The sequence below is a fragment of the Bacillus sp. 22483 genome, assembly GCF_052044605.1.
Classification (GTDB): Bacteria; Bacillota; Bacilli; order Bacillales; family Bacillaceae; genus Bacillus; species Bacillus altitudinis.
The window spans coordinates 528,132-550,138 of sequence record NZ_JBQENU010000001.1; the positions used below are offsets into that span (position 1 = coordinate 528,132).

A 22,007-nucleotide genomic window follows, 5' to 3' on the forward strand; every position below is an offset into this window, starting at 1 on the left:
TGTCTTTGCTGATGATTCTTTAGCTTGCTGCTGCCTTTTCTTCTTGTTTCGCTTGTTGAATTCGGCCCTCTTTTTGATACACAATAGAAGCTCCCTCGAAGCTCTTTACAAAAGCGACCGTTGCTTCTAAATCTTCTGGGCCTGTTTCCGGATTTTTCCCTAGCCGCCCAATCGGTGCATACTTACTTCCAGTGGCAGTCGCCATGAAGTTGTTCACTGTGAGTGTATACGTTTTATCGAAATCAACGGAAGAACCATCAGGCAGTTTTAAGTCGACTACTTTATATGTTAACGGATTGTACGAATAAGAAAAGCCTGAAATGCTATAATCCGGTCCAAATTGAGGAGATATTTGAGCTTCAATGATATCAACTAAATCTTTCCCCTTGATGTCCAGCTTTACTAACACATTTCCAAATGGCTGAATATTAAAGAGGTCTCCCCAAGTAATGGGTCCTTTTTCGAGATTTTGTCTGATACCGCCGCCATTCATCATGGCAAAGTCACTTTTCATTGAATATCTCATGCCATCCGCAATGAGGTTGCCAAGTGGTGTATCACCATCATTGGAATAGCCACCTTCCATCTTGACGCCAGCTTCTCCAACCACCTCACTAATAATCGGCTCCACTTCTTTTCCGTAATGGGCTAAAATGTCCGCTGCTTCCTGATCCTTTTCAATACCAGCCTGGTCTACATACTGGATCTTTGCACTCTTTTTGACAATATCTTTTGTTTTCCGGTCAAGTGTGACATTGACTTCTCCAATTGCCTTTCCGTATTCAAAGGCTTGGACAATTAATTTTCCATTCACTTCTCCATTGACCACTTCGTGATTATGGCCAGCGAAAATGACATCAATTTCGTCATCGCCTTCTTTGGCAAGCCTTGCGCTTTCTCCAGTAATGGTATCACCATTTTGAGAGGCGGTCATATGAGCCAGAACTGCGATCGCTTTAATCCCTTTTTGCTTTAATTCCTTCGCTGCTTCATTGACAGCTTGGACTTCATCAGTAAATTGAATGTCTTTAATTCCTTCTGGCATGACCATACCTGCCGCTGATGTTGTCACAACCCCGATAAAAGCCACAGGAATTCCTTCGACATCCATAATTTCATAGGCCGGTAAAAGTAGTTTGCCAGTATCCTTGTATTCACAGTTTGCACAAACAAGCGGGAAGTTCTGCCCATCGTATCCTTTTGTGCCTTTCGGGTGATCTCCACCTTTTAAGATTCGTAATAGTTCGTCTACACCTTCATCAAACTCATGGTTGCCAACTGTCCCAACGTCAAAGCCGATGTTCTCCATTAGTTCAACCGTTGGTTCATCTTGTAAAAGAGACGATATTGGCGAGCTTCCGCCTATCATATCTCCTGCATGAACTGTCAGTGTATTTTTTTGCGCAGCTTGCTTTTGTTTTATATAAGCCGCCACATAATCCATCCGTCCATATGTTCCTTTACTGCCATCACCTTTTACATCCAGCTCATATTGCTGATCAATTTTCCCATGCAGATCATTCATGCTTAAAATGGTTAATGGGACTTCACCGGATGATGCTGACGCCTGATATCCAGCCTGCTCTGCTTCTTCTTTAGAAGCAAAAAAGACACGTTTATCTACATCGATCTCATTCCAGCTGTCAGGTGATACGTAGGTTTTTGCAGATGAATCCCCCACATAACGTGTGAGCCCTTTTTTCTGCTCGCGTGCTCTAAATTCAAACGGCTGTTCTAACAGAGGATCTTCTTCATTCCAAATACCCAGCCCTTTTTCCTTGGCATCTTTCACTGCTTGTTGGAACATCTGATACTCTTTTTCATCTCCAACAGGCCAGATGAAATAAGTAGGGGCATATCCTTTTTTCACAAGCTCTAGGTTCGTATTCAGCCCTTTTTTGGTTTTGACTTGAGCTAAAAGACGTCCATATCCATCCTTTGCTTCCGGGCCAATCTTTAATGTGACTCGATCACCACTTGAAAGAAGCGTTTTTAAATAATCCGTCGCTTTTTGTCCAAAGCGTAGCTGGTTTTGATCTAATTCATTTTTTGGCTTGTGGTAGGTTTCTGGTGTGTCCATATTCACGAAGCGTACCTTTGTTGTGCCGAGCACAGGCTTCTTCAAATGAATGGTATCTCCATCCACAACACGATCTACCGTTGCCTCATATTCTTTTTTGATTTTTGGCGGCTTTGGCTGGTGCTTCAGCAATTTGACATCGGTTTTGTGTCTTGGAAGTACTTGCAGCGTATCATATCTGCTTAAAACGCCAGTAAACTCATACCATTTTCCGGTCTTCACTTGATCAATGGCACCCGTATCAACCATGACTCTAAGGACTGTGCTATGATATTTTTTATCGATGATGACCACATTGTATCCACCGCCAGCTGGCTGATCTGGCGTCTGTTCTACATAGCCTTTTACCTTCACTAATCTTCCTTCATATTTGCTTGCCTGATCCGATTCCAATTGTTTAATGGAAACTTTCTTTGGCGAAGGCAATGGCTGATTCACAGCCTCTATCTTCAGACGATCTTGATCTGGCACAATTTCAACGAGCCCTTTATAAGTCGTCACCTTGCCAGTCACCGTGACCTTCATGCCTGCTTTCAGTTCTGGAAAATTCTTAGGCTGCGCAGAATAAATATTGAGACCAGCTGTTTTGTCTTGAATATATGTTGATAGTTTCCCATTCCCTATAGCGGATTGATCTGCTGTTACGATTCCGCTCACCGTTACCGTTTCTCCTATCAGTTTTCGGGCTTTTTTTATGTTCATCGGCTTTGTTTGTTTCCATAAAGTCTCCTTTTTCTCAGAAGAAGAAAACGCCTCAGCTGTCATCATACTAGGCAGTAAAGATTGCAGACTAAATATCACCAAAATCAAACAACAGACCATTCGAATAGATTGTATACGTTTCATTAGATTTCTCCCCTTTGAACTTCATCTCTTCTAGTGTACAAAGCAATTATTAAGACTGGATGGATTTCATGTAAAACTGATCTCAATTACTTGGAAACGTAATAATCACACGTGTCCCTTCAAAGCTTTTGCTCTCAAAACGAATGGTACCGCCATGGCTTTCAATAATCTTAATGGTCATCATTAATCCAAGACCCGTGCCTTTTTCTTTCGTTGTGTAAAAAGGTTCACCTAATTTCCCAATCTCCTCTTCTGGTATGCCCTTTCCTTGGTCTTCAAATATCAGCATCATTTGGTCGTTTTTCAATAATGAAGTCACTTGGATCACACCTATTACTCCATCCATCGCTTCAATTCCGTTTTTAAGAATGTTAAGGAACACTTGTTTTAGTTCATTTGGAATGCCTTGAATATGTGGCAGTGAGGGCGCCAGATTCTTTTGAATCGACACTCCTTTTAAGACCGCCTGAGATTCAACGACCATAATGACTTCTTCGAGCAGAAGATTCACATTCACCGGTTCAAATTTAACAGATTTACTTCTAGAGAGCACAAGGAATTCGTTAATAATAGACTCAAGCCGATTAAACTCTGACATCATCACATCGGCATAATCCTTCTGATACTTTTTACTTTGAATCATTAGCTGTAAAAAGCCTTTTAACGACGTAAGTGGGTTCCGTATCTCATGAGCAATACCAGCTGCAAGCTGTCCAACTGCTGACAGCATTTCAGACTTCATCAGCATTTTCTCAGACTGTTTTTGACTTGTAATATCCTCTGAAATCCGCATGACAGTAGACTGCATTTTGTCAGGGTCATCGATTCGGTGTAAAGAGACTCTTTCCCATCGCTCACGCCCTGATAAGTCCTGAAAATACAGCTCACCTGTCCAGCTGCCCTCTCTTAAACACACGTCCCATTGTTTCGCTAGATCATCACATTGACACAACGCATAATAGACAGAAAAAATATCTTTTCCGATCAAGTCATATTCATGCTGTTGTACAAACTGACAAAAGCGCTGGTTGACACACTGAATGACACCTTCTCCTGTTGCAACCACAATATGAATATGGCTGTTATCAAGTGCTGTCACCGCAAGATGAAGAGCCTGCTTCAATTTCGTCATTTCGGTCATTTTGATCCAGGTCATCACTGCTCCCTCGCGATCTTGATCATAGAAAGGCGTCAAATGAACTGTGAATTGTTCTCCTTCGTTCGTTTCAATTTCACGTTCGATCACGCGCCTATCTGAAATGACAGATTGAATATCATGATAGAGCATTTCCTTCGATAACTTCTTCACCATCGACTGAAACGTTTGCTGGTGCCGGGTTTGAGCTGAAGTGAATAAAGAGGTAGCTGTAGGAGTGTGATAGCGAATATTCATTTCCCGGTCCACAAACAACGTGGCAAGTTCTGGCTTCACAGACGGCCGGTACAGTTCTTCTCTTGTCACCTTTAAATTGTTTATAATATTAATAAAATGCTCGTTTGTTTTCTCGCGCACTTCTATTTGCTTGTTTTTTTCTTTTAATTGAGCCCTTGCTTCTTGCTCCTTTTGTTTGACCTCATTGAGCTCGTTTTCTAAATCGACAATTCGCTGTTGATAAACCGAATTCTGCTCTAACATCCCTTTGTCCCTGCCGTTCTTTTGATTTTTTCCTCTCTCACTCTTCCGAATGAGAATGACGTATACTCCTTTAAAACGGCGATCAAAATGTTTCACTGTAAAATCTGCATACTGCTTTCTTCCATTTTCCGAAATGAGGACATGTTGAAAAACAACCTCAGTCTCTTCAGTCCATACCTTTTGAAAGCTTTGACTTAGTATCTCTTTCATATAATCAGGGGTTACATATTCACATAATTCATCTGAGACTTCTGCATGCGCTAAGTAAGAATAGGCACCATTTGATATCGCGAGGATTTTCTCGCAATCGTCTATGATGAAACATGCATCATACTCCTGCTCTACTTCTTTCATATATTGGACAGCTCGTTCTTTTAACTCCGTATGACCTGCATTGTATTTAGGAACGTTTGAGTGGGTGTAAATGTTCCACTTTTCATTGAACAAATGAAATAAACGAGGGATATTGGGTACCTTTTCATTCGGTCCTAATATCAACATCCCTTGATCCTTTAGTGCATATTGGAATCGAGATAAGACTCGTTTTTGTACTTCTGGCTGGAAGTACATCAGAACATTTCGGCAACTGATAAAATCGAGGTGGATAAAAGGTGAATCGATCAATAAATTGTGAGGAGCAAAGACTATATGTTTTCTAAGCGACTGCTTCACAATAAAAGCGTCACCTTTTTTTTCGAAATATCGTGCCCTCCATTTTTCTGGCATTCGTGCCATAGACTCAAGCGAATAAACACCTTTGCTTGCACTTTGGATGGCTTTCCGGTTGATGTCTGTTGCAAACACTTGAAGTTCAATGGACACTTGTCTTCGTTTCATTTCTTCTAAAAATAACATCGCAAAAGAATAGGCTTCTTCACCTGTAGAACATCCTGCAATCCAAATGCGGCATCGAGATTTCCCATTTTTCAATGTATTATCAATGATTGACGGAATGATGTGATGTTCACATACTCGAAAGGCTTCCATATCTCTAAAAAAGGAAGTCGTGCCGCTTAAAAGCTGTACATGCAGACGATCAAGCTCATCTGGTTCTCTCTCTAATAAACGATCGTACTCGGACAATAAGGAGATCGATTGGTTCGCACTCCTCATTCTTTTTTGCATGACAGAGAGCAGTCTGCGCTTCTCATAGGTTGAAAATGCAATTCCTTTATGCATTTCAAGACGTTCAATGATTCTGATCAAAACAGGGTCTGCAACATCTGTATGCGGAACGTTGATGATGTTGGCTATATATGACGCAAGTGCAGAAGGGTCTTGAAATGTTTGATGATACATACGATCAAACCCACTATTTGTCTCACTGCACGATATGGCTGTACCGCCTTGCTCAACGATTTGAAGCAAACCACTTCCTACACAATAGCCTTTTTGAAAAAAGATCGCATAGGCCTCTTCCTTTTGCACATTGGCAAGTGACTGAAACAACGAATTTACAGCACACGCCTTGTTCGTAGGATGCTGCTCTGTTATGTGTAGCCGTTTGTCTTCTGTCAATGTCACAGCTGCATGCTGCGGACAAACATAAATCGTATTTTTCATGACTTTCTCACCATGCTTAATCGGCTTTGCCCGGTAGCCAATCGGTAAAACAAGTGCTTCCAAATCAGTTACACAATCGCCTGTCACATGATTTTGCACAACAATAAAAGAGGCATTTAATTCATGCGGAAATGATTGAAAAAAAGCCTCAAGATGATGCTGTTCAAACGGCGAAACACCGATGCCAATCACTGGTGCCTGCACATGTTCGTCTTCTATCAAACGATTAATGATTTTGTCCTGCATCTGGTACCCCCATGTTCATTCGTCTGATACATTTTTTCGACAAAAAGGAAGAAAACCCTCTAATTGTAAATAATGTTTTTGCATGAAAGGAGGAAAACTTCCTCACATTAAAACAGACTGTATAAACAGAAGGAGGATTCTTTATGCAAAACGATCAGCAACCAAACGTTCAAGGACATGTCCAGCAGCCCCAATTCAATCATGGCGGGCATGAGTTATTTGATTTACATGAGGTATTAGCAGGGACCATTAATATTTTGGATCAATACATGATCTTTCGGCAATTTATCCAAGATCCCGCATTATCCGACATGTTAGATCGACAATATCAATTTGTATTGTCCCAGTACAACGTCACGGTAGATTGCTTTTCTACTGGTCAAAAGCCTAGTGAAGAAACATCTACTTATATGATGAAAGAACAGACACAGGTGACATACGGAATAAAACCATCTCAGCCTAAGAAGCCTAATCAATCAATACAGGATGTAAAAGATGCGGGAATTACAGGGCATATGCTTGGTCTTATGAAATCTCATGCTGGATTACTCTCAATGACTGCATTAGAGGTCACAAACCCTGTGGTGCGACGTGTGCTTGCAGCGCAAATCCCGAACTTTATTGAAATGGCGTATGAAATTTTCTTATATCAAAACAAACATAGCTATTATCAAGTTCCGCAGCTTACAGCTCAAGATATGCAGGCGATGACGTCTACATTTGCCCCTATGCAGGGACAGGTGCAGATGCCGCCAAGCAAAGCCAATCAGCAAAAACCGCTTCATTAACCAAAAACAACGGCCGACCTATTTACAGGTCAGCCGTTGTTTCTTTGATAATTCAGTTTAAATTGCTCTTCAAAATCTGTGAGACGTTGTCCTGTCGCTTGTTCAAACCCTCTATCAAAACGACTAGTTTTCGCCGTTTCCTCCATGATCTCATGTATGACATCTCGTCCATAAAGCTGCACAAGCTCATAGATCATATAGTAGCTTTGTAAATAAACATCTGTCTCATACGTCGTGCGAGATTCTTGCCAGTCTTGATCAGAATAAAGAGATTTAAAAGGAATGACGTCAAACCGTTCAGACGTGGCGTTCAGCACATCATAGGCCGTCCATTCTGCTGTTCCTTCATGGAACCAAAGGGGAAAGACGACTGGAGATACATTGTATGCATGCACCTTTTCATAGAAAACAAAATGGGCATACTCATGAATGAATAACGTGTTGAAAAAGTATAAAGGCAGTGTCTCTTTCTTCAACAATTCTTCCCGTTTATCTGGGTATAATCCAATCATATGATCAACATCAGAATAAAAACCTGTAATATGCTTGATGCCGGCAAATTGCTCAATCGTTTCTTTATCATCAAAATAAATGATATCTAACGGTTTGTCAGCTTCATACTGAAACACTGACATCGTTCTCTTCTTTGCCTGTTCCAGCGCTTCTATGGTCAGATCGACAAAGGCGCCCTCATCCTTTGCATAGTAGATTCGAATATGTTCATAGACTTGCTTATTGAGTCCTTCCGTTAAGACCGTTTTAGGCGACGAATACTGCTCTAGATATTGCCCTGTCAGCTGGAACGCTACATAAATCAAGTACGCAGTGAACGCATAAAAAATCAAACCTGCTGCAATCATTCCGCTTACAAGTTTTTTATGAATTAATGACGGTTTTGCTTTCATTTACTCCCCACCTGAATTCATCCTGCAACCTCTTTCTCTTTCTATGAAAAAACAAAGATCAACAAGAGGTGATATATTTTTTACTTTATGCAGTCAGGTGCGCAAGGTGCGGTTCCAAACAAAAAAGCCGCATATGACATACGGCTTTTGTCGTAGCTATTTTGATTCAGGGAAAACACGTCGAACCGTTTCAGTAAACTCGTCGAAGAATCCTGAAATTGGCTCTCCACTTCTAATACGTTTTCCGTACCCTGCCATACGATCGACAAAGTCTGGATTAGCAGATACATACACATTATCAATTTGTTGATCCGTCGATTTGACTTTGTCAGAAATTTTCTTTTTCAAATCGTCTGTTACATCTCCGCTTTTATTGCCTTCAAGCACGACAGCAACAAATGCATTTTTCCCTGTGACAAGTACGTTCGCTGTTTTCACTTCAGACATGTTGGCAACAAGCTCTGATGCCTTATCTGCCACTTTCACCTTCTGAGGTGTTTGTACATTTGGTTGATCCTGTCTCATGTTGTCGTTCTTATATGTGACATTTTCGTACTGTCGTTTCATTGTTCCTCTTCGTTCATCGCCTTGATTGTTCATTCCACACCCAGCAGTGATCAATGTTGGAACGAGTAATAAAGATAGCATCCATTTCTTATTCATCAATTTATTCCCTCCTTTTGCTCATAGGTTTTTCATCCAGCAGACTTTTTATGCACACATCCTCTATTTCAGCAATGAATTCATAAATCAGCCTTGATTGGTCATCCTAAACATGATGAAGAAGTATCATCACGATCAAATGGAGGGATTCGTTTGTTTAAAAAGAGAAAAGGTATGAGTACTGGTGCAATGATCGCAGCATCAACAGCCATCATTGCATTATTTTCACCACTATTACGGAGAAGACTAAGCAGCATGACTCAAATGAATTTGTCCTCAATGATGAAAGGCAAAGATCAACACCATCATGAGTCATCTCGTCATGAGTCCCATTCACATTCACGTAAAGACTCAAAAGGCACAGCTGAAGTAGGACAATTGATCAAGCAGGCATTCACCGCTGTCCAGCCTAATGAAACAAGCCAGCATCAAACATCATCGAAAACATACCAAACCCATCAGCCGCCGAGAGAGTCTTACGCCCAGTCTCTTCACATTGATGAAAGTGTCATGAATGTAATGGATGATGAATCTATTCAGCAAGTACTCAATGACATCGAGCACAAATAACTAAAACAGGAGCCTTTTTTCAGAAGGCTCCTGTTTATTCTCCCGAAAAATGCTCTTTCACCATGATGCAGAAGGAAGGCAAGAAGGTAATTTCGATCGTGATAACAAACCGTTCCACACCATCTAATAGTATCAACAGCTCTTTTTCATGCTGCCGATCCTTTTTTATTTCTACATGTCGCACAGTTTTAAAGGCATATACTCCTAAAACGGATGCGTCCTTTTTTCGAACAGCCCTCAAAGAAAATTCTTGTACTCCAAGAGACATCGTCACCACAAATCGCTCTTCCTCATTCTCAAACCGAAACGTTAGATCTTGATATTCAATGGGCATATCTCGTTCAAATCCTTCATCAGGCCACGTCTCAAAAAAGAAAGCGAGTCCGTTCGATCTGGAAATTGTTTTCTCCTCATTTTAAACCCCTCATAAGTGAAATTTTTATTAATTATCTTGTTTCCCCTTTTCTTTTGCAACAAATTTTAGTAATTTTAAAAAGGTGATTTTATTTTGCTAAGAGACCTCTTTATTAATTTAACAATTCTTGTCACTTTCCATTATTTATTGATGCTTGTGTTTAAAGAGAATTTTTTAAAAAAGGAAGACACCCTGCTCAGACAAATTTATAAAGGAATGATTTCTGGGTTACTCGGTGTCCTCTTAATGTTTTTCTCTATTAAAGCAGGACCAGCCATCATCGATTTAAGACATATCCCCCTTATTTTAACGGCATTTTATGGAGGCATTGCACAAACGTTCATTGCAGCCTGTGTGATCATTATTGGCCGATTATTAATCGAAGCCAATGTCGCTTCTTTCATTAATATTTTTTCCATGATATTTATCGCCACAGCTTCCTTTTTAATTGCTGAGCGTCATATCAATCACGTCGTAAAAATGCTATTATCTATTACCATGAGCAACGTCATAGCGACGATTTTATTTATCATCATCGTCAATGAAAGGTCATTTGAACTGCATGCTGCCTATTGGATGTTCTCGTATATTGCCGGTTTATTTAACTTTTATGTCATTGAGCATCAAACAAAAGCGTATCAGATGTTAAATTTGTATAAATTCCAAGCTCATTATGACTTTTTAACTGGTGTTTTAAATAAACGGAAATTCGATGAGATATTAAATGATGCTTTTTCTCTGAACTTAAAGCAACCTATCCATCAAATGTCCTTGATTTATCTAGACATCGATTATTTCAAAACCATCAATGATCAGTATGGACATCATGAGGGAGATATCGTTTTAAAAGAAATCGGAACAAGGCTGATTAAGAACACAAGAAGCTCTGATTATATTGGGCGAATCGGCGGTGAAGAATTTGCTGTGCTTTTACCGAATTGTTCCGTTGAAAAAACATGGCAAATTGCGGAACGTTTACGAAAAAAAATGGCGGATCAGCCAATTTATTTACAAAACGGAACATCGATTTACATTACGGTGTCAATTGGATGTGCTTATGATGCAGGAACAAGTGAAAACATGAAACAATTACCGATTATTGCAGACCAGGAGCTCTATAAAGCGAAGCAGTCAGGCAGAAACCAAGTGAGCTTTTCTGGACGAAAAAGAGAACACTTAACATAGGCTTTTTCCTCAATTTGTTAGTGCTAATTATTTTTAAAAAAGTTTTCGCATAACAGTTGTTTTTTCCCGCAAACACTGGTAAAGTAAAGGTAATTATTTTTGTTCGTATCATCTTTAAGAAGAAAGTTTTGAAAGAGTTTTCGTCTTTGAAGTTTGTGTAAGAGCAAGAATAGTGAATTTAAGCGTTAAGATCGCTTTAGGAGGAAATTTCATGTTAGAAGGTAAAGTAAAATGGTTCAACTCTGAAAAAGGTTTCGGATTCATCGAAGTAGAAGGTCAAGACGATGTATTCGTTCACTTCTCTGCTATCCAAGGCGAAGGCTTCAAAACTTTAGAAGAAGGTCAATCAGTTTCTTTCGAAATCGTTGAAGGTAACCGTGGACCACAAGCTGCTAACGTTAACAAAGCGTAATTTAAGAGCATCTGCTCTTTTAGCACTTTATAGAGTGAAGGAAAACCGCTCGGCTTTTATGCCGGCGGTTTTTTTGTGCAATAAAAAAAAGAGAACCTGACGAGAGGTTCTCTTTTTATTTGTCCTTCTGCTTTAGTTTCTGTAAAGCAGAACGATACATATCATCATTCATTTTCGTCTCTGGTTCTTCTTCTTTGACAGGTGGTTCTGGCTGCTTAAACTTTTGAAGCGCCTGTCTATAGAAATCATCACCTGACGGAGCATCATCTGTCTGAGAAGGCTCTGACGCTTTTTCTTCCACTTCAGGCTCTACAGGTCTCGCCGCAACTTCTGGCTCGCTATGCGGCACGTCAGGATGATTCGATACATCTTCTTTGATCTCTTCCTTCTCGGCCGAAGCGTGTCTGACATTGAACGCTACTAATCCGATAATAACTAGAAAAGCAGCTACTAACGCTACAATAATCGTCGCCAAAAGAACCCTCTCCTTATCGCTTAAATGACGCAGTGACTGATGCTACACGTCTTCCTAATGCTTTCCCCAGCTCAATGCCTTCTGCAGAAATCACTTCATCAGAATCAATCGGGCACGTCACACCTGCTCCATAATAAGAGCCGTATAACGCATTTTCTGGAACATTTCCAGGAAGGCCGACCACAAGCATCCCTTGATGGAACATTGGCGTAATCAAATTATGCATCGTCATTTCTAATCCGCCGTGTGTTGTTGCAGTGGTACAGAAAACGGCACCGACTTTATCGATGAGTTTTCCTTCTGCCCATAAATACCCAAGACGGTCAATCCATGTCTTTAATCCAGAACTAATGGTACCAAAGTGACCAGGGCAGCCCCAAATGATTGCATCCATTTGATCAAGCTTGCGGATATCCGCATCTTTCACATGATCAATGAACACTTCAGCTTGCTCTGTTTCACCTGCGCCAGCTGCAATCGCTTCTGCAAGTGCTTTTGTATGGTCACCTTCACTATCGTATACGACATAAATTTTCATGTACGGTCCCTCCACACTTATCTTGCATCTTGGTTTGCTTCCTTAGGTGCTGGAAGCAATGTCATTTCTTGTTTCTTATCCTGCTTTTCTTTTCGCTTTTTATCCTTACGTACATCTCGCAGGAACAAGCTGAGAATCACACCAGCTGCACAGAATAATGTCACCCACATGTAAGCATCATTGATGCCCATCACATTGGAATCGACTTGTGCTTTCGTAAAGAGCTGGGTCGACACATATTTTTGAGCAGCTTCTGCTGTCATGCCCATATGGTGCATCACATGAGAGACAGCCGCCTGGAATGAATTCATAAAGAACGGGTCAGCTGTATTCGTTTGATCTGCCATATTGGAATAATGGAATGTCGTGCGATTTGTATAAATCGTCGTGATCAAACTCGTACCGATCGAACCACTGATTTGTCTCAGTGTGTTTGACATCGCTGTACCATGACTGTTTAAATGCTGCGGTAATTGGTTCATCCCAGCAGTCATGACTGGCATCATCAAGAGTGACATACCAAAGGCACGTACTGCATACATGAGCACAATGTGACTATAAGATGTATCAATCGTCAGCCTTGTAAACTCGTATGTGGTAACAACCGTAATCAGCATCCCCACAATGGCAAGTGGACGAGGTCCAAATTTATCAAACAAGATCCCTGAAATTGGAGACATAATCAGCATCGCAAGTGCCCCTGGAAGCATTAATAACCCCGATTGCAGTGCAGTAAACCCAACGAGGTTCTGCAAATAGATCGGAAGTAAGAACATCCCAGTGTATAAGGCAACGGTAATAATAATGTTAATAACACTTGATAATGAGAAAATGCTGTATTTAAACACGCGGAAATCAAGCATCGGATTATCCGCTTTTAGCTGTTGGAAAATAAAGAGAATGATCGCAATCGCACCAACAATAATCGTAGATAGAACAATTGGATCTGTCCAGCCATCACTTCCCGCTTCACTCACTCCGTATAGAAGCGAAGCAAAACCAACGATCGACAGAATCGCACCAAGAGTGTCCAGCTTGATTTTTTTAGGCTCTACAATATTTTTAAACATAAAGAAAGCCGCGATAATGACAATCGCACCGATTGGTACAAGTCCATAAAACATAATACGCCATGAATAGTGTTCAATAATATAACCAGATAACGTTGGTCCGACAGCTGGCGCAAACATCATCGCAAGACCAAAAATCCCCATTCCTTTCCCTCTGTTTTCTGGAGGGAAAATAAAAAGGATTGTTGTCATGACGAGCGGCTGTAAGATACCGCCACCGACTGCCTGAATCAAACGACCAATCAGCATCGTAGAAAAGTTTGGCGCAATACCGCAAATAAAAGTCCCTAGTGTAAATGAAATCATCGCCACGAGGAATAAGCTGCGCTGGCCAAAACGTGTGATTAAAAACGCAGATAACGGAATGAGCACACCGTTGACAAGCATGTAACCTGTTGTAAGCCACTGAATTGTCGTCGCACTCACATTAAATTCAGTCATTAAATGGGGCATGGCTACGTTCAAAAGCGTTTGGTTTAAAATCGCTACGAACAAACCGGCCATTAAAATGATCAGTAAAGACAAGGAGCCTGCTCCCTGTTTTGTCGCTGCAGGTTGATTTGCCATCTCAGACAACCTCCTTTCATTTTTTGATATCAGTCATCATTAAGATGAAATTTTGACAGAAGCATTCATACCTGGAAGTACTTTGTCAGATGGATTTTTAATTGAAATTTTCACTGCTACTTTTTGTGTCACTTTCGTGTAGTTACCACTTGAGTTTGTTGCTGGCAGCATATTGAATGTTGAGTTTGTTGCATAACCAATTTGTTCAACTGTTCCTTCAAATGTTGTATCAGGATCGCCGTCTACAACGATGTCCACTTTGTCACCTTTTTCAATGTTCTTAATGTCTGTTTCTTTAATATTCGCTGTAATGTAAAGCTTGCTTAGGTCAATCGTTTCACCAAGAACTGTCCCAGGCTGCACTTGTTGGTTGTTTTGTACTTCTTTTTTGACTAATGTGCCATCAGCCACTGCTTTAATGTTTGTTTTTGCTTCTCCTTCAACTTTTGCAACTGTGCTGTCTTTTTGCACTTCGTCACCTTCATTGATGTCCCAGCCTTTGATTTGTCCAGCTGCTGGCGCTGTAATTTGGTACATGTCACCTGTCACTTTTGCTTCATCTGTTTTTACGAAGTTTGTGCTTTCGTAGTAGTAATAAGCACCTCCGGCAATAATGGCAAGAATCACAATAAGGCCAATAATATTCGTTAGCAATAAACGCCCTCTGTTCATGTTTTGTTTCTCCTTTCATGTATAAAAATATAGTGTCATCTGCTTTAGCAAACTTAGAATGCCCATCATCTGACAGATTATGAAACAAGCTCATAGAGCTGCCTGTTTCCCCTTTTTCTACTCCGCTGAAAATGGTGTGCAGCCCATTTATACTTATTGTTCACTTATGAGCAAAAAGCAGAAAAAGAAGAAAAGACAATCGGCATCTTTTTTGAAAAACTTATATTTAACAAGATTAAATATTAATAAATGAAAATTGAAATGTCAAAGAGAAAGTTTTACTTTTTTTCTGGTGATCCCTTCCTTCTCCACACAAAAAACCTTTCAGCCCTTATGCTGAAAGGTTTTTTTGAATGTTCTCTTTAAGAAAGAACTTCTTCCTGCTGAAAAAATTTTTTTAATGCGAGAAAAACGTCTGATTTTTGCTTCAAAATATAATGCTTAAATTTCTCATCCTGAATATGTTTATATGCTGACATTAACGTAGAATGCCGATTATATTGATTCACTTCACCATAACAAAATAAATTGGCTTTTTTCATAATTTCAGAAACGAGCTTCACGCACCGTGCATTATCTGAGGTCAAATTGTCACCATCAGAAAAATGGAAAGGATAAATATTATATCGTGACGGCGGATATCGTTCGTCTATGAGCTCTAGCGCCTTTCGATAGACAGAAGAACAAATGGTTCCCCCGCTCTCTCCCCGAGAAAAGAAGTGCTCCTCATCTACGACCTTCGCCTCTGTATGGTGGGCAATGAATTCGATCTCGACTGTCTCATACTTTGTCCGCAAGAAACGTGTCATCCAAAAGAAAAAGCTTCTCGCCATATATTTTTCCCAAAGCCCCATACTTCCGCTCGTATCCATCATCGCTAGGACAACCGCTTTTGATTCTGGTTTGGTGACTTCATTCCACGTCTTATACTTAATATCCTCTGGATAAATGGGATAAAAGGAAGGGCTTCCTGTCATGGCATTTCGTTTAAATGCTGACAGCATTGTTCGTTTTTTATGGATATTACCGGTTAACCCCGTTTTGCGAATATCATTAAACTCGATTTCCTCGACAACGATATCATCAAGTTCCTTTTGTTTTAGATTTGGTAGCTCCAGCTCACGAAATAGCGCTTCCTCTAAATCCATTAATGAGACTTCTGCTTCGTAATAATCATCACCGGCTTGATCTCCAGCACCTTGACCTTTTCCCTGCCCTTGCTTACTGTCAGATCCATCCCGAGCGACCACATCGCCAACTTGGCTGTCTCCATCCCCTTGACCTACATGCTTATTTTTATCATAGTTGTACCGAATTTTATATTCATCTAAAGAACGGATCGGAATTTTGACCACATCTTTGCCATTAGACATGATGATGCTTTCCTCTGTGACAAGATCCGGCAAATTGTTTTTAATCGCCTCTTTGACTTTTTTCTGATGACGCTGCTGGTCATCAAAGCCTTTTCGATGGAGGGACCAGTCTTCCTGAGACACAATAAACTGACTTTTTTCTTGCCGGGACATCCATCCCCCTCCTCACCTTTTTGGACAATTCTTGTACCCATCGATTCCATTATCGTATGCTGGCCGTCGTCGAAATGACGATGATTTTTAAAAAAGACATTACCGGTGCTGGTTTGCGCCAATAATGCCTCCTTCATTTATTAACGATTCAGAAGACTGCCTACATATTTTAAGAGTTCGTTTGCACTTGTGGAATTATAGCCATGCTCATCAATCAATCGCGCCACTACTTCATTGACCTTCTTCAACTGCTGCTCATCCGGCGTTTTCGTCGATGTCGTAATTTTCACGACATCTTTCAAATCGGCAAATAGTTTCTTCTGAATGGCTTCTCGTAATCTCTCGTGAGAATTATAATCAAAGCGTTTGCCCTTTCTCGCATAAGCTGAAATACGAATAAGGATTTCTTCTCTGAATGCCTTTTTGGCGTTTTCAGAAATGCCGATCTGTTCCTCAATTGAACGCATGAGCTTTTCATCAGGATTCATTTCTTCACCTGTTAACGGATCACGCAGTTTGTTTTTATTGCAGTACGCCTCGACATTATCTAAGTAATTATCCATGAGAGTTTTCGCAGACTCCTCATAGGAATACACAAATGCCTTTTGAACTTCCTTCTTCGCCATATCGTCATACTCTTTTCGTGCGACAGAAATAAAATTCAAATAACGTTCCCGATCTTCACTTGAGATCGATGGATGCTGATCGAGTCCTTCTTTTAAGGAACGGAGGACATCCAGTGCATTGATGGATTCCATGTTCTTTCGAATAATAGTGGATGAAATGCGGTTAATGACATATCTCGGGTCAATTCCGCTCATTCCTTCGTCATGAAATTCCTTTTTCATCTCATCAATATCAACAGATTGGAAACCTTCGACACTTTCGCCATCATACAGTCGCATTTTTTTCACCAAATCGATATCAGACCGCTTCGGCTCTTTCAGCCTTGTCAAAATAGAGAACATCGCAGCTACCTTTAGCGTGTGCGGTGCAATATGAACATCTGAGACATCACTTTCTGAAATCATCTTATGATAAATGCGTTCTTCCTCTGTCACCTTTAAATTATAAGGGATCGGCATCACAATAATTCTTGAGTGTAAAGCCTCGTTCTTTTTATTTGAAATAAATGACCGATACTCCGTTTCATTCGTATGTGCAACAATCAATTCATCCGCACTAATCAACGCAAAACGCCCCGCCTTAAAATTTCCCTCCTGCGTTAATGAAAGAAGATGCCATAGAAATTTCTCATCACACTTTAACATCTCCTGAAATTCCATCATTCCACGGTTCGCTTTATTGAGCTCTCCATCAAACCGGTACGCACGCGGGTCTGACTCTGAACCAAATTCAGCAATCGTTGAAAAATCAATACTTCCTGTTAAGTCAGCAATGTCCTGAGATTTAGGATCCGACGGACTGAAAGTACCAATGCCGGTCCGTTTGTCCTCTGAGAAAAAGATTCGTTCCACTCTCACATCCTCAATGCGGCCACCATATTCCTCTTCCAGCCTCATCAAGTTCAAAGGTGATAAATTCCCCTGCACACGTATGCCGTATTCTCTATAGAAATCCTCCCGCAGATTTTGCGGAATGAGATGAAGCGGATCTTCATGCATTGGGCAGCCTTTAATCGCATAGACTGCGCCATGATCTGTTAGTGAATACTCTTCCAGCCCTCTTTTCAGCCTTGTGACAAGCGTCGATTTCCCGCCGCTGACTGGCCCCATTAACAATAAAATACGCTTTCTGACATCTAAACGTTTAGCCGCAGGGTGAAAATACTCTTCCACTAGCCTTTCCAATGATTCCTCTAATCCAAAAAGCTCCTGATCAAAAAATTTGTAGGTTCTGACCCCATTCTCCTCTTCAATCCCGCTGTCCTTAATCATATGATAAACGCGAGAATGAGCAGATTGAGCGACAAGTGGATTTTCTTTAATAATATCTAAATATTCGCTGAAGGTGCCTTCCCATTTCAGTCGCTGCTCTTCTTCTCTGTGCTGTTCAATTTTCTTTAAAATATCCATATGAACCTCCTCTTTCAAGATTGAAGCTAGAAATCAGATACTGTTTTACAATCTATGCGGAGGCGTCCTATTACATGCTTTCGTTCTTCAAAATGACGAATTGGCAAACTGAATTGACAACCATCCGCAAGACCCTTCATAATAAAGGAAAAACAGGAGAAAAATGATCTTCATCTCCTGCTTTTCAAGGCGAACTTCACAACATATGAAACCGGCAGCAAAGGAACAAAGGGATAAGGGGGAGCTTATATGAGAACGGTCATTATGATGGGCGTCATCATTACGTTTTTAGTATCCATTTTCACAGCTGGCTACGAAGGCAAGCCTGGTAAATGAAAAAAAGGATGTTCCATCAGCGGAACATCCTTTTTCATTTCGTTCATATTTTCAGCACTTATATATTCACTGAAAGCGAGATGGGATCTCGGCTTTTATCTTGTTCTTATATCAAATCTCGGTATTGCTGCTGGCGAAGCGCCTCATACACAAGAATCGCTGCCGTATTCGATAGATTCAGTGAACGAACATGCTCTGTCATCGGTAAACGTAGACAGCGATCCATATTCCGTTCAATCAAATCTTTTGGCAAGCCACTCGTTTCTCTGCCAAATACGAAGAAGTAGTCTTCATCTAGCTGCGAGTAATCGAACGTTGTATGCGGCTTTTGCCCAAACTTTGTGATATAGAAAAATTGCCCCTTCGGATGAGCCTCAAACAATTCATCTAATGAATCATGATAGACGACATTGGCATATTTCCAATAATCGAGTCCTGCACGCTTCAGCATTTTATCATCTGTCGAAAAACCAAGCGGACGAATCAGATGAAGTGTTGTATTTGTTGCTGCACATGTACGCGCAATATTTCCAGTATTAGCTGGAATTTCTGGTTGATATAAAACGACATGAAGTCCCAAAAAAGTTCACCTCTAATTTTCTTTTCCGCTCAACATTATACCATTAACTACCCTTCGGAGCATCGTCCAAAATGTGAAAAAACGTATAACGAATATTAGGTGTATAAGCCGTTGAATCTTCATACGACCAGTAACGCATACGGCTGTCATACGTTTGTGCATTCACAAGAGGCATTCCGCCTTTATCATGATCAACGACAATGGTTGTATGATTATACCTACCGTCACCCTCAAAATCGTAACAAATAACATCACCTATTTGAAGCTCCTGCGGCTCCTTGAGCTTCTTCGCTCTCAACCCCGCTTTGGAATTCGCTAAGTAATTTTTCATCGAATGTGCCACCGTCCAGCTGTAGCTCCACGTATGTGGACGAACCCACCAGCCAGATCCACGGTTCGGATATCCTCTCGTTGGCGCATTCCCTGCTTTTAGACATTGTGAAATAAAATTCGTACAGTTATCTTCGAAGTTTTTATAGGCTGGATTTCGTTTATTCCAATACGTCTCAGCATATTGAACAGCTGCACGCCGGTCATAGTGAAAAGCTCTTCCAAATTGGTCTTCATTTTGGAAACGCTCATCCACCTGATCTTCCTTTTGTCGTTCTTCTAACATCATCCGATCTTTCACAAGCATGTCGTTATAAAGAAACGCTTCTCTTTTCTCAACCTGTTCCTCTAAATAAAAAGAATCGTCTATATCCTTACAGACATAAGTGAGGTGCGCGAGATATTGTACTTGCTGAGCTCCATCATCTTGAATAGCTGAATCGAGAAGTTTTGCTTTTGCTTTCGCCTTGACAATCTCAACTTGTCTTCTTGCAAACAACTCTTTCTTTCGCTCCACAGCGTCCACATCAGACATCAGCTGCGGCTGTTTGATCGTACTGCCATTTAATAAATATGCCAGTCTGTCTTCTAACGTTTGTTCTAATAATTGTTTCACACAGACACCACCAAACTTTTTTTAACATCTCTGTTTGGTTCATTCTATGTTCAATGGGAGGTTATTTAGTATTTAAAGGTGTTTGTAACAATTCAATCCCTTTGATGATCTCTTGTTTTGCTTCTTCATCACTTTCCCGTTCAAGGGCTTTTTCGAGTTCTGAAAGCTGCTGACCATCGCCAATTTTACCGATTGCCCAAGCAGCCGTGCCTCGAATGACCGGTCTTGGATCTTTATGCATCAGGTCAACCAAATCTGGCAAAGCAGATGCATCTTTAAAGTGAGCAAGTGCCAAAATGGCATTCCGCTGAATAGGCTTTTTCCCTCGCCATGATCCAGAAACATGACCATACTTCTCTTTAAATTCACGATTGCTGATTGTCAGCAGTGGCTTTAAGAGCGGCTTTGCAATTTCAGGGTCCGGCTCCATTTCAGGATGTAGATGAAAGTCTTTCCCTTTATTAATTGGGCAAACCGTTTGGCACGTATCACATCCATACAACCGATTCCCTATTTTCGAGCGAAATTCGTCAGGTAAAAACCCTTTTGTCTGTGTTAAAAACGAAATACACCTTTGAGAATTGAGCTGGCCTGGATTCACAAGAGCACCCGTTGGGCATGAATCCACACATTTATTACAAGTTCCGCACTGGTCTTCTATTTTCTCATCCGGTTCAAATGGAACATTTGTAATCATCTCAGCCAAATAGACATAAGATCCGAACTCTGGGGTGATAATCATACAGTTCTTTGCACTAAAGCCAATGCCAGCACGTTCGGCTACAGCACGGTCAGACAATTCACCTGTGTCCACCATTGATTTTGTCCGTATATCTTCGTGTTTACTACGCAAAAACTCTTCAAGCATGTCGAGCTTTTTTTTCAGCACAACATGATAATCAGTTCCCCATGAAGCCCTGCAAAAAATCCCTCTTCTTGCATCCTTTGTACTTCGGGGAGCATCTTTCATTTTGGAAGGGTATGCGAGCGCAATGGCGACAATTGATTTTGCTTTTGGAAGCAGCAAAGCAGGATTTGTTCGTTTTTCGATATCAGGCTCTTCAAAACCGGACAAATACCCTAACGATTCATGTAAGATGAGGCGGTCCTTTAATGAATCAAATGTATCAGCACTTGCAAATCGAATTTTATCGACACCAATTTCGTTCGCATATTGAATTAACTCTTCTTTTAATTGTCCAACATGAATCACCTTGCAAACCTCCTTTCTTTGTTTCTTCAGTTGTTTTCAGTATAATACGAGTGTATCATGACCGATTGGAGTGAGTCACTGTGAAGATACAAATGGAAATTTCCCAACCTCAAAGCCCGTCTATCCATGTTGGACAGATTGAATATTCACATATTGAGATAGGTAAATCCCCTCAAATGTTAAAAGGTCGACTACGCCTGTTTCAAGAATCTTTGTTTTTTGAATATGAAGATCAAACTTTGGAAGAAGTACCAGCGATCAAAGAATGGACGAATCTTCTAGAAGGTGTTCCCTTTCTTCCGCTTCTTGCTGATATTCAAAAAGAACAATTTATTGACTCGACCAATTCCGTACAGGATTTGTCGATATTTTTTTCATTAAAATATTTCTTGCCTATCCTTACATTAGATGCCGATCAATTGAAAGGGCCTCTTTCATTATCCAAAAATGAAACTGGTCATATTGAATGGCAGGATGGCGCAGAGCTTAAAGGGTTATTTTCTCAAGCAAGTAAAGCTCAAATTTCTCAAGACACAAAAAGCATTCTTCAAATCATTCTCTTCCCACCATCTATTTCCCGGGAAAAGAGTGAGGCACTTATACAATCCTTGACGAAGATGTTTATACAAATACATGGTGGAGAAAGTAAATATGAACTCATTGAAAAAGCACTGTAGGTGACAGTGCTTTTTACATTATACTGACATAATAAAAAACGCAACACTTCGTTTATCTATGA

The 22,007-nt window shown here is 40.5% G+C and carries 18 protein-coding genes and 1 pseudogene; 5 read left to right on the top strand and 14 right to left on the bottom strand.

What is annotated here, in order from left to right:
- Window positions 1-19: 19 nt before the first annotated feature.
- A complete protein-coding gene (locus tag ACTJJQ_RS02690) occupies window positions 20-2,926 on the bottom strand; it encodes a 5'-nucleotidase C-terminal domain-containing protein (RefSeq protein WP_440599927.1) in 2,907 nt (968 codons plus the stop codon).
- Between the two features lie 82 nt (window positions 2,927-3,008).
- Window positions 3,009-6,371, bottom strand: coding sequence for a CheR family methyltransferase (locus ACTJJQ_RS02695; protein ID WP_440599928.1), 3,363 nt, complete (start codon window positions 6,369-6,371; stop codon window positions 3,009-3,011).
- Window positions 6,372-6,514: 143 nt separating this feature from the next.
- On the opposite strand from ACTJJQ_RS02695, the gene ACTJJQ_RS02700 reads away from it, so the two are divergent.
- Entirely contained in the window at window positions 6,515-7,159 is a 645-nt protein-coding gene (locus ACTJJQ_RS02700) for a spore coat protein (RefSeq protein WP_017366909.1), read from the top strand.
- Between the two features lie 29 nt (window positions 7,160-7,188).
- Here the strand turns inward: ACTJJQ_RS02700 and ACTJJQ_RS02705 are convergent, their stop codons facing one another.
- Both ACTJJQ_RS02705 and ACTJJQ_RS02710 read right to left on the bottom strand, forming a co-directional pair.
- The gene (locus ACTJJQ_RS02705) at window positions 7,189-8,064 is read right to left on the bottom strand and encodes a hypothetical protein (RefSeq protein ID WP_017366908.1); all 876 of its coding nucleotides are present in this window, start codon (window positions 8,062-8,064) and stop codon (window positions 7,189-7,191) included.
- A gap of 156 nt (window positions 8,065-8,220) precedes the next feature.
- On the bottom strand, window positions 8,221-8,727 hold the full coding sequence (locus ACTJJQ_RS02710) for a YhcN/YlaJ family sporulation lipoprotein (RefSeq protein WP_008349054.1): 507 nt from the start codon (window positions 8,725-8,727) through the stop codon (window positions 8,221-8,223).
- Between the two features lie 153 nt (window positions 8,728-8,880).
- Here ACTJJQ_RS02710 and ACTJJQ_RS02715 point away from each other — a divergent pair, with 153 nt between their 5' ends.
- On the top strand, window positions 8,881-9,297 hold the full coding sequence (locus tag ACTJJQ_RS02715; protein WP_440599929.1) for a spore coat protein: 417 nt from the start codon (window positions 8,881-8,883) through the stop codon (window positions 9,295-9,297).
- A 34-nt stretch (window positions 9,298-9,331) separates the two neighbouring features.
- Here the strand turns inward: ACTJJQ_RS02715 and ACTJJQ_RS02720 are convergent.
- A pseudogene (locus tag ACTJJQ_RS02720) lies at window positions 9,332-9,711 on the bottom strand (hypothetical protein).
- Window positions 9,712-9,805: 94 nt separating this feature from the next.
- Between ACTJJQ_RS02720 and ACTJJQ_RS02725 the strand changes: the two are divergent.
- On the top strand, window positions 9,806-10,897 hold the full coding sequence (locus ACTJJQ_RS02725) for a GGDEF domain-containing protein (protein ID WP_050827089.1): 1,092 nt from the start codon (window positions 9,806-9,808) through the stop codon (window positions 10,895-10,897).
- Window positions 10,898-11,108: 211 nt separating this feature from the next.
- Entirely contained in the window at window positions 11,109-11,309 is a 201-nt protein-coding gene (gene cspB, locus ACTJJQ_RS02730) for a cold shock-like protein CspB (RefSeq protein ID WP_008349061.1), read from the top strand.
- A 115-nt stretch (window positions 11,310-11,424) separates the two neighbouring features.
- Here cspB and ACTJJQ_RS02735 read toward each other — a convergent pair whose 3' ends face one another.
- The 9 genes from ACTJJQ_RS02735 to queG form a co-directional block, all read right to left on the bottom strand.
- A complete protein-coding gene (locus tag ACTJJQ_RS02735; RefSeq protein WP_050827088.1) occupies window positions 11,425-11,784 on the bottom strand; it encodes a hypothetical protein in 360 nt (119 codons plus the stop codon).
- 13 nt (window positions 11,785-11,797) lie between these two features.
- On the bottom strand, window positions 11,798-12,322 hold the full coding sequence (locus ACTJJQ_RS02740; protein WP_008358701.1) for an NAD(P)H-dependent oxidoreductase: 525 nt from the start codon (window positions 12,320-12,322) through the stop codon (window positions 11,798-11,800).
- A 17-nt stretch (window positions 12,323-12,339) separates the two neighbouring features.
- Window positions 12,340-13,959: a DHA2 family efflux MFS transporter permease subunit gene (locus tag ACTJJQ_RS02745; protein ID WP_440599930.1), complete on the bottom strand. Its 1,620-nt coding sequence runs from the start codon at window positions 13,957-13,959 to the stop codon at window positions 12,340-12,342.
- Between the two features lie 39 nt (window positions 13,960-13,998).
- The gene (locus tag ACTJJQ_RS02750) at window positions 13,999-14,631 is read right to left on the bottom strand and encodes an HlyD family efflux transporter periplasmic adaptor subunit (RefSeq protein ID WP_007497037.1); all 633 of its coding nucleotides are present in this window, start codon (window positions 14,629-14,631) and stop codon (window positions 13,999-14,001) included.
- Window positions 14,632-14,993: 362 nt separating this feature from the next.
- Window positions 14,994-16,157 carry a sporulation protein YhbH gene (gene yhbH, locus ACTJJQ_RS02755; protein ID WP_007497035.1) on the bottom strand — a complete coding sequence of 388 codons (1,164 nt, stop codon included), beginning with the start codon at window positions 16,155-16,157 and terminating at the stop codon, window positions 14,994-14,996.
- A gap of 140 nt (window positions 16,158-16,297) precedes the next feature.
- Entirely contained in the window at window positions 16,298-18,193 is a 1,896-nt protein-coding gene (locus ACTJJQ_RS02760) for a PrkA family serine protein kinase (RefSeq protein ID WP_017360374.1), read from the bottom strand.
- A gap of 442 nt (window positions 18,194-18,635) precedes the next feature.
- Window positions 18,636-19,109, bottom strand: a complete 474-nt coding sequence (gene trmL, locus ACTJJQ_RS02765) for a tRNA (uridine(34)/cytosine(34)/5-carboxymethylaminomethyluridine(34)-2'-O)-methyltransferase TrmL (protein ID WP_003211950.1) — start codon at window positions 19,107-19,109, stop codon at window positions 18,636-18,638.
- A 43-nt stretch (window positions 19,110-19,152) separates the two neighbouring features.
- Window positions 19,153-20,055 carry an amidase domain-containing protein gene (locus tag ACTJJQ_RS02770; protein ID WP_017360376.1) on the bottom strand — a complete coding sequence of 301 codons (903 nt, stop codon included), beginning with the start codon at window positions 20,053-20,055 and terminating at the stop codon, window positions 19,153-19,155.
- A 61-nt stretch (window positions 20,056-20,116) separates the two neighbouring features.
- Window positions 20,117-21,265: a tRNA epoxyqueuosine(34) reductase QueG gene (gene queG, locus ACTJJQ_RS02775; protein WP_041093435.1), complete on the bottom strand. Its 1,149-nt coding sequence runs from the start codon at window positions 21,263-21,265 to the stop codon at window positions 20,117-20,119.
- 83 nt (window positions 21,266-21,348) lie between these two features.
- Between queG and ACTJJQ_RS02780 the strand changes: the two genes are divergently transcribed.
- The gene (locus ACTJJQ_RS02780; RefSeq protein WP_017360378.1) at window positions 21,349-21,945 is read left to right on the top strand and encodes a hypothetical protein; all 597 of its coding nucleotides are present in this window, start codon (window positions 21,349-21,351) and stop codon (window positions 21,943-21,945) included.
- Window positions 21,946-22,007 lie beyond the last annotated feature (62 nt).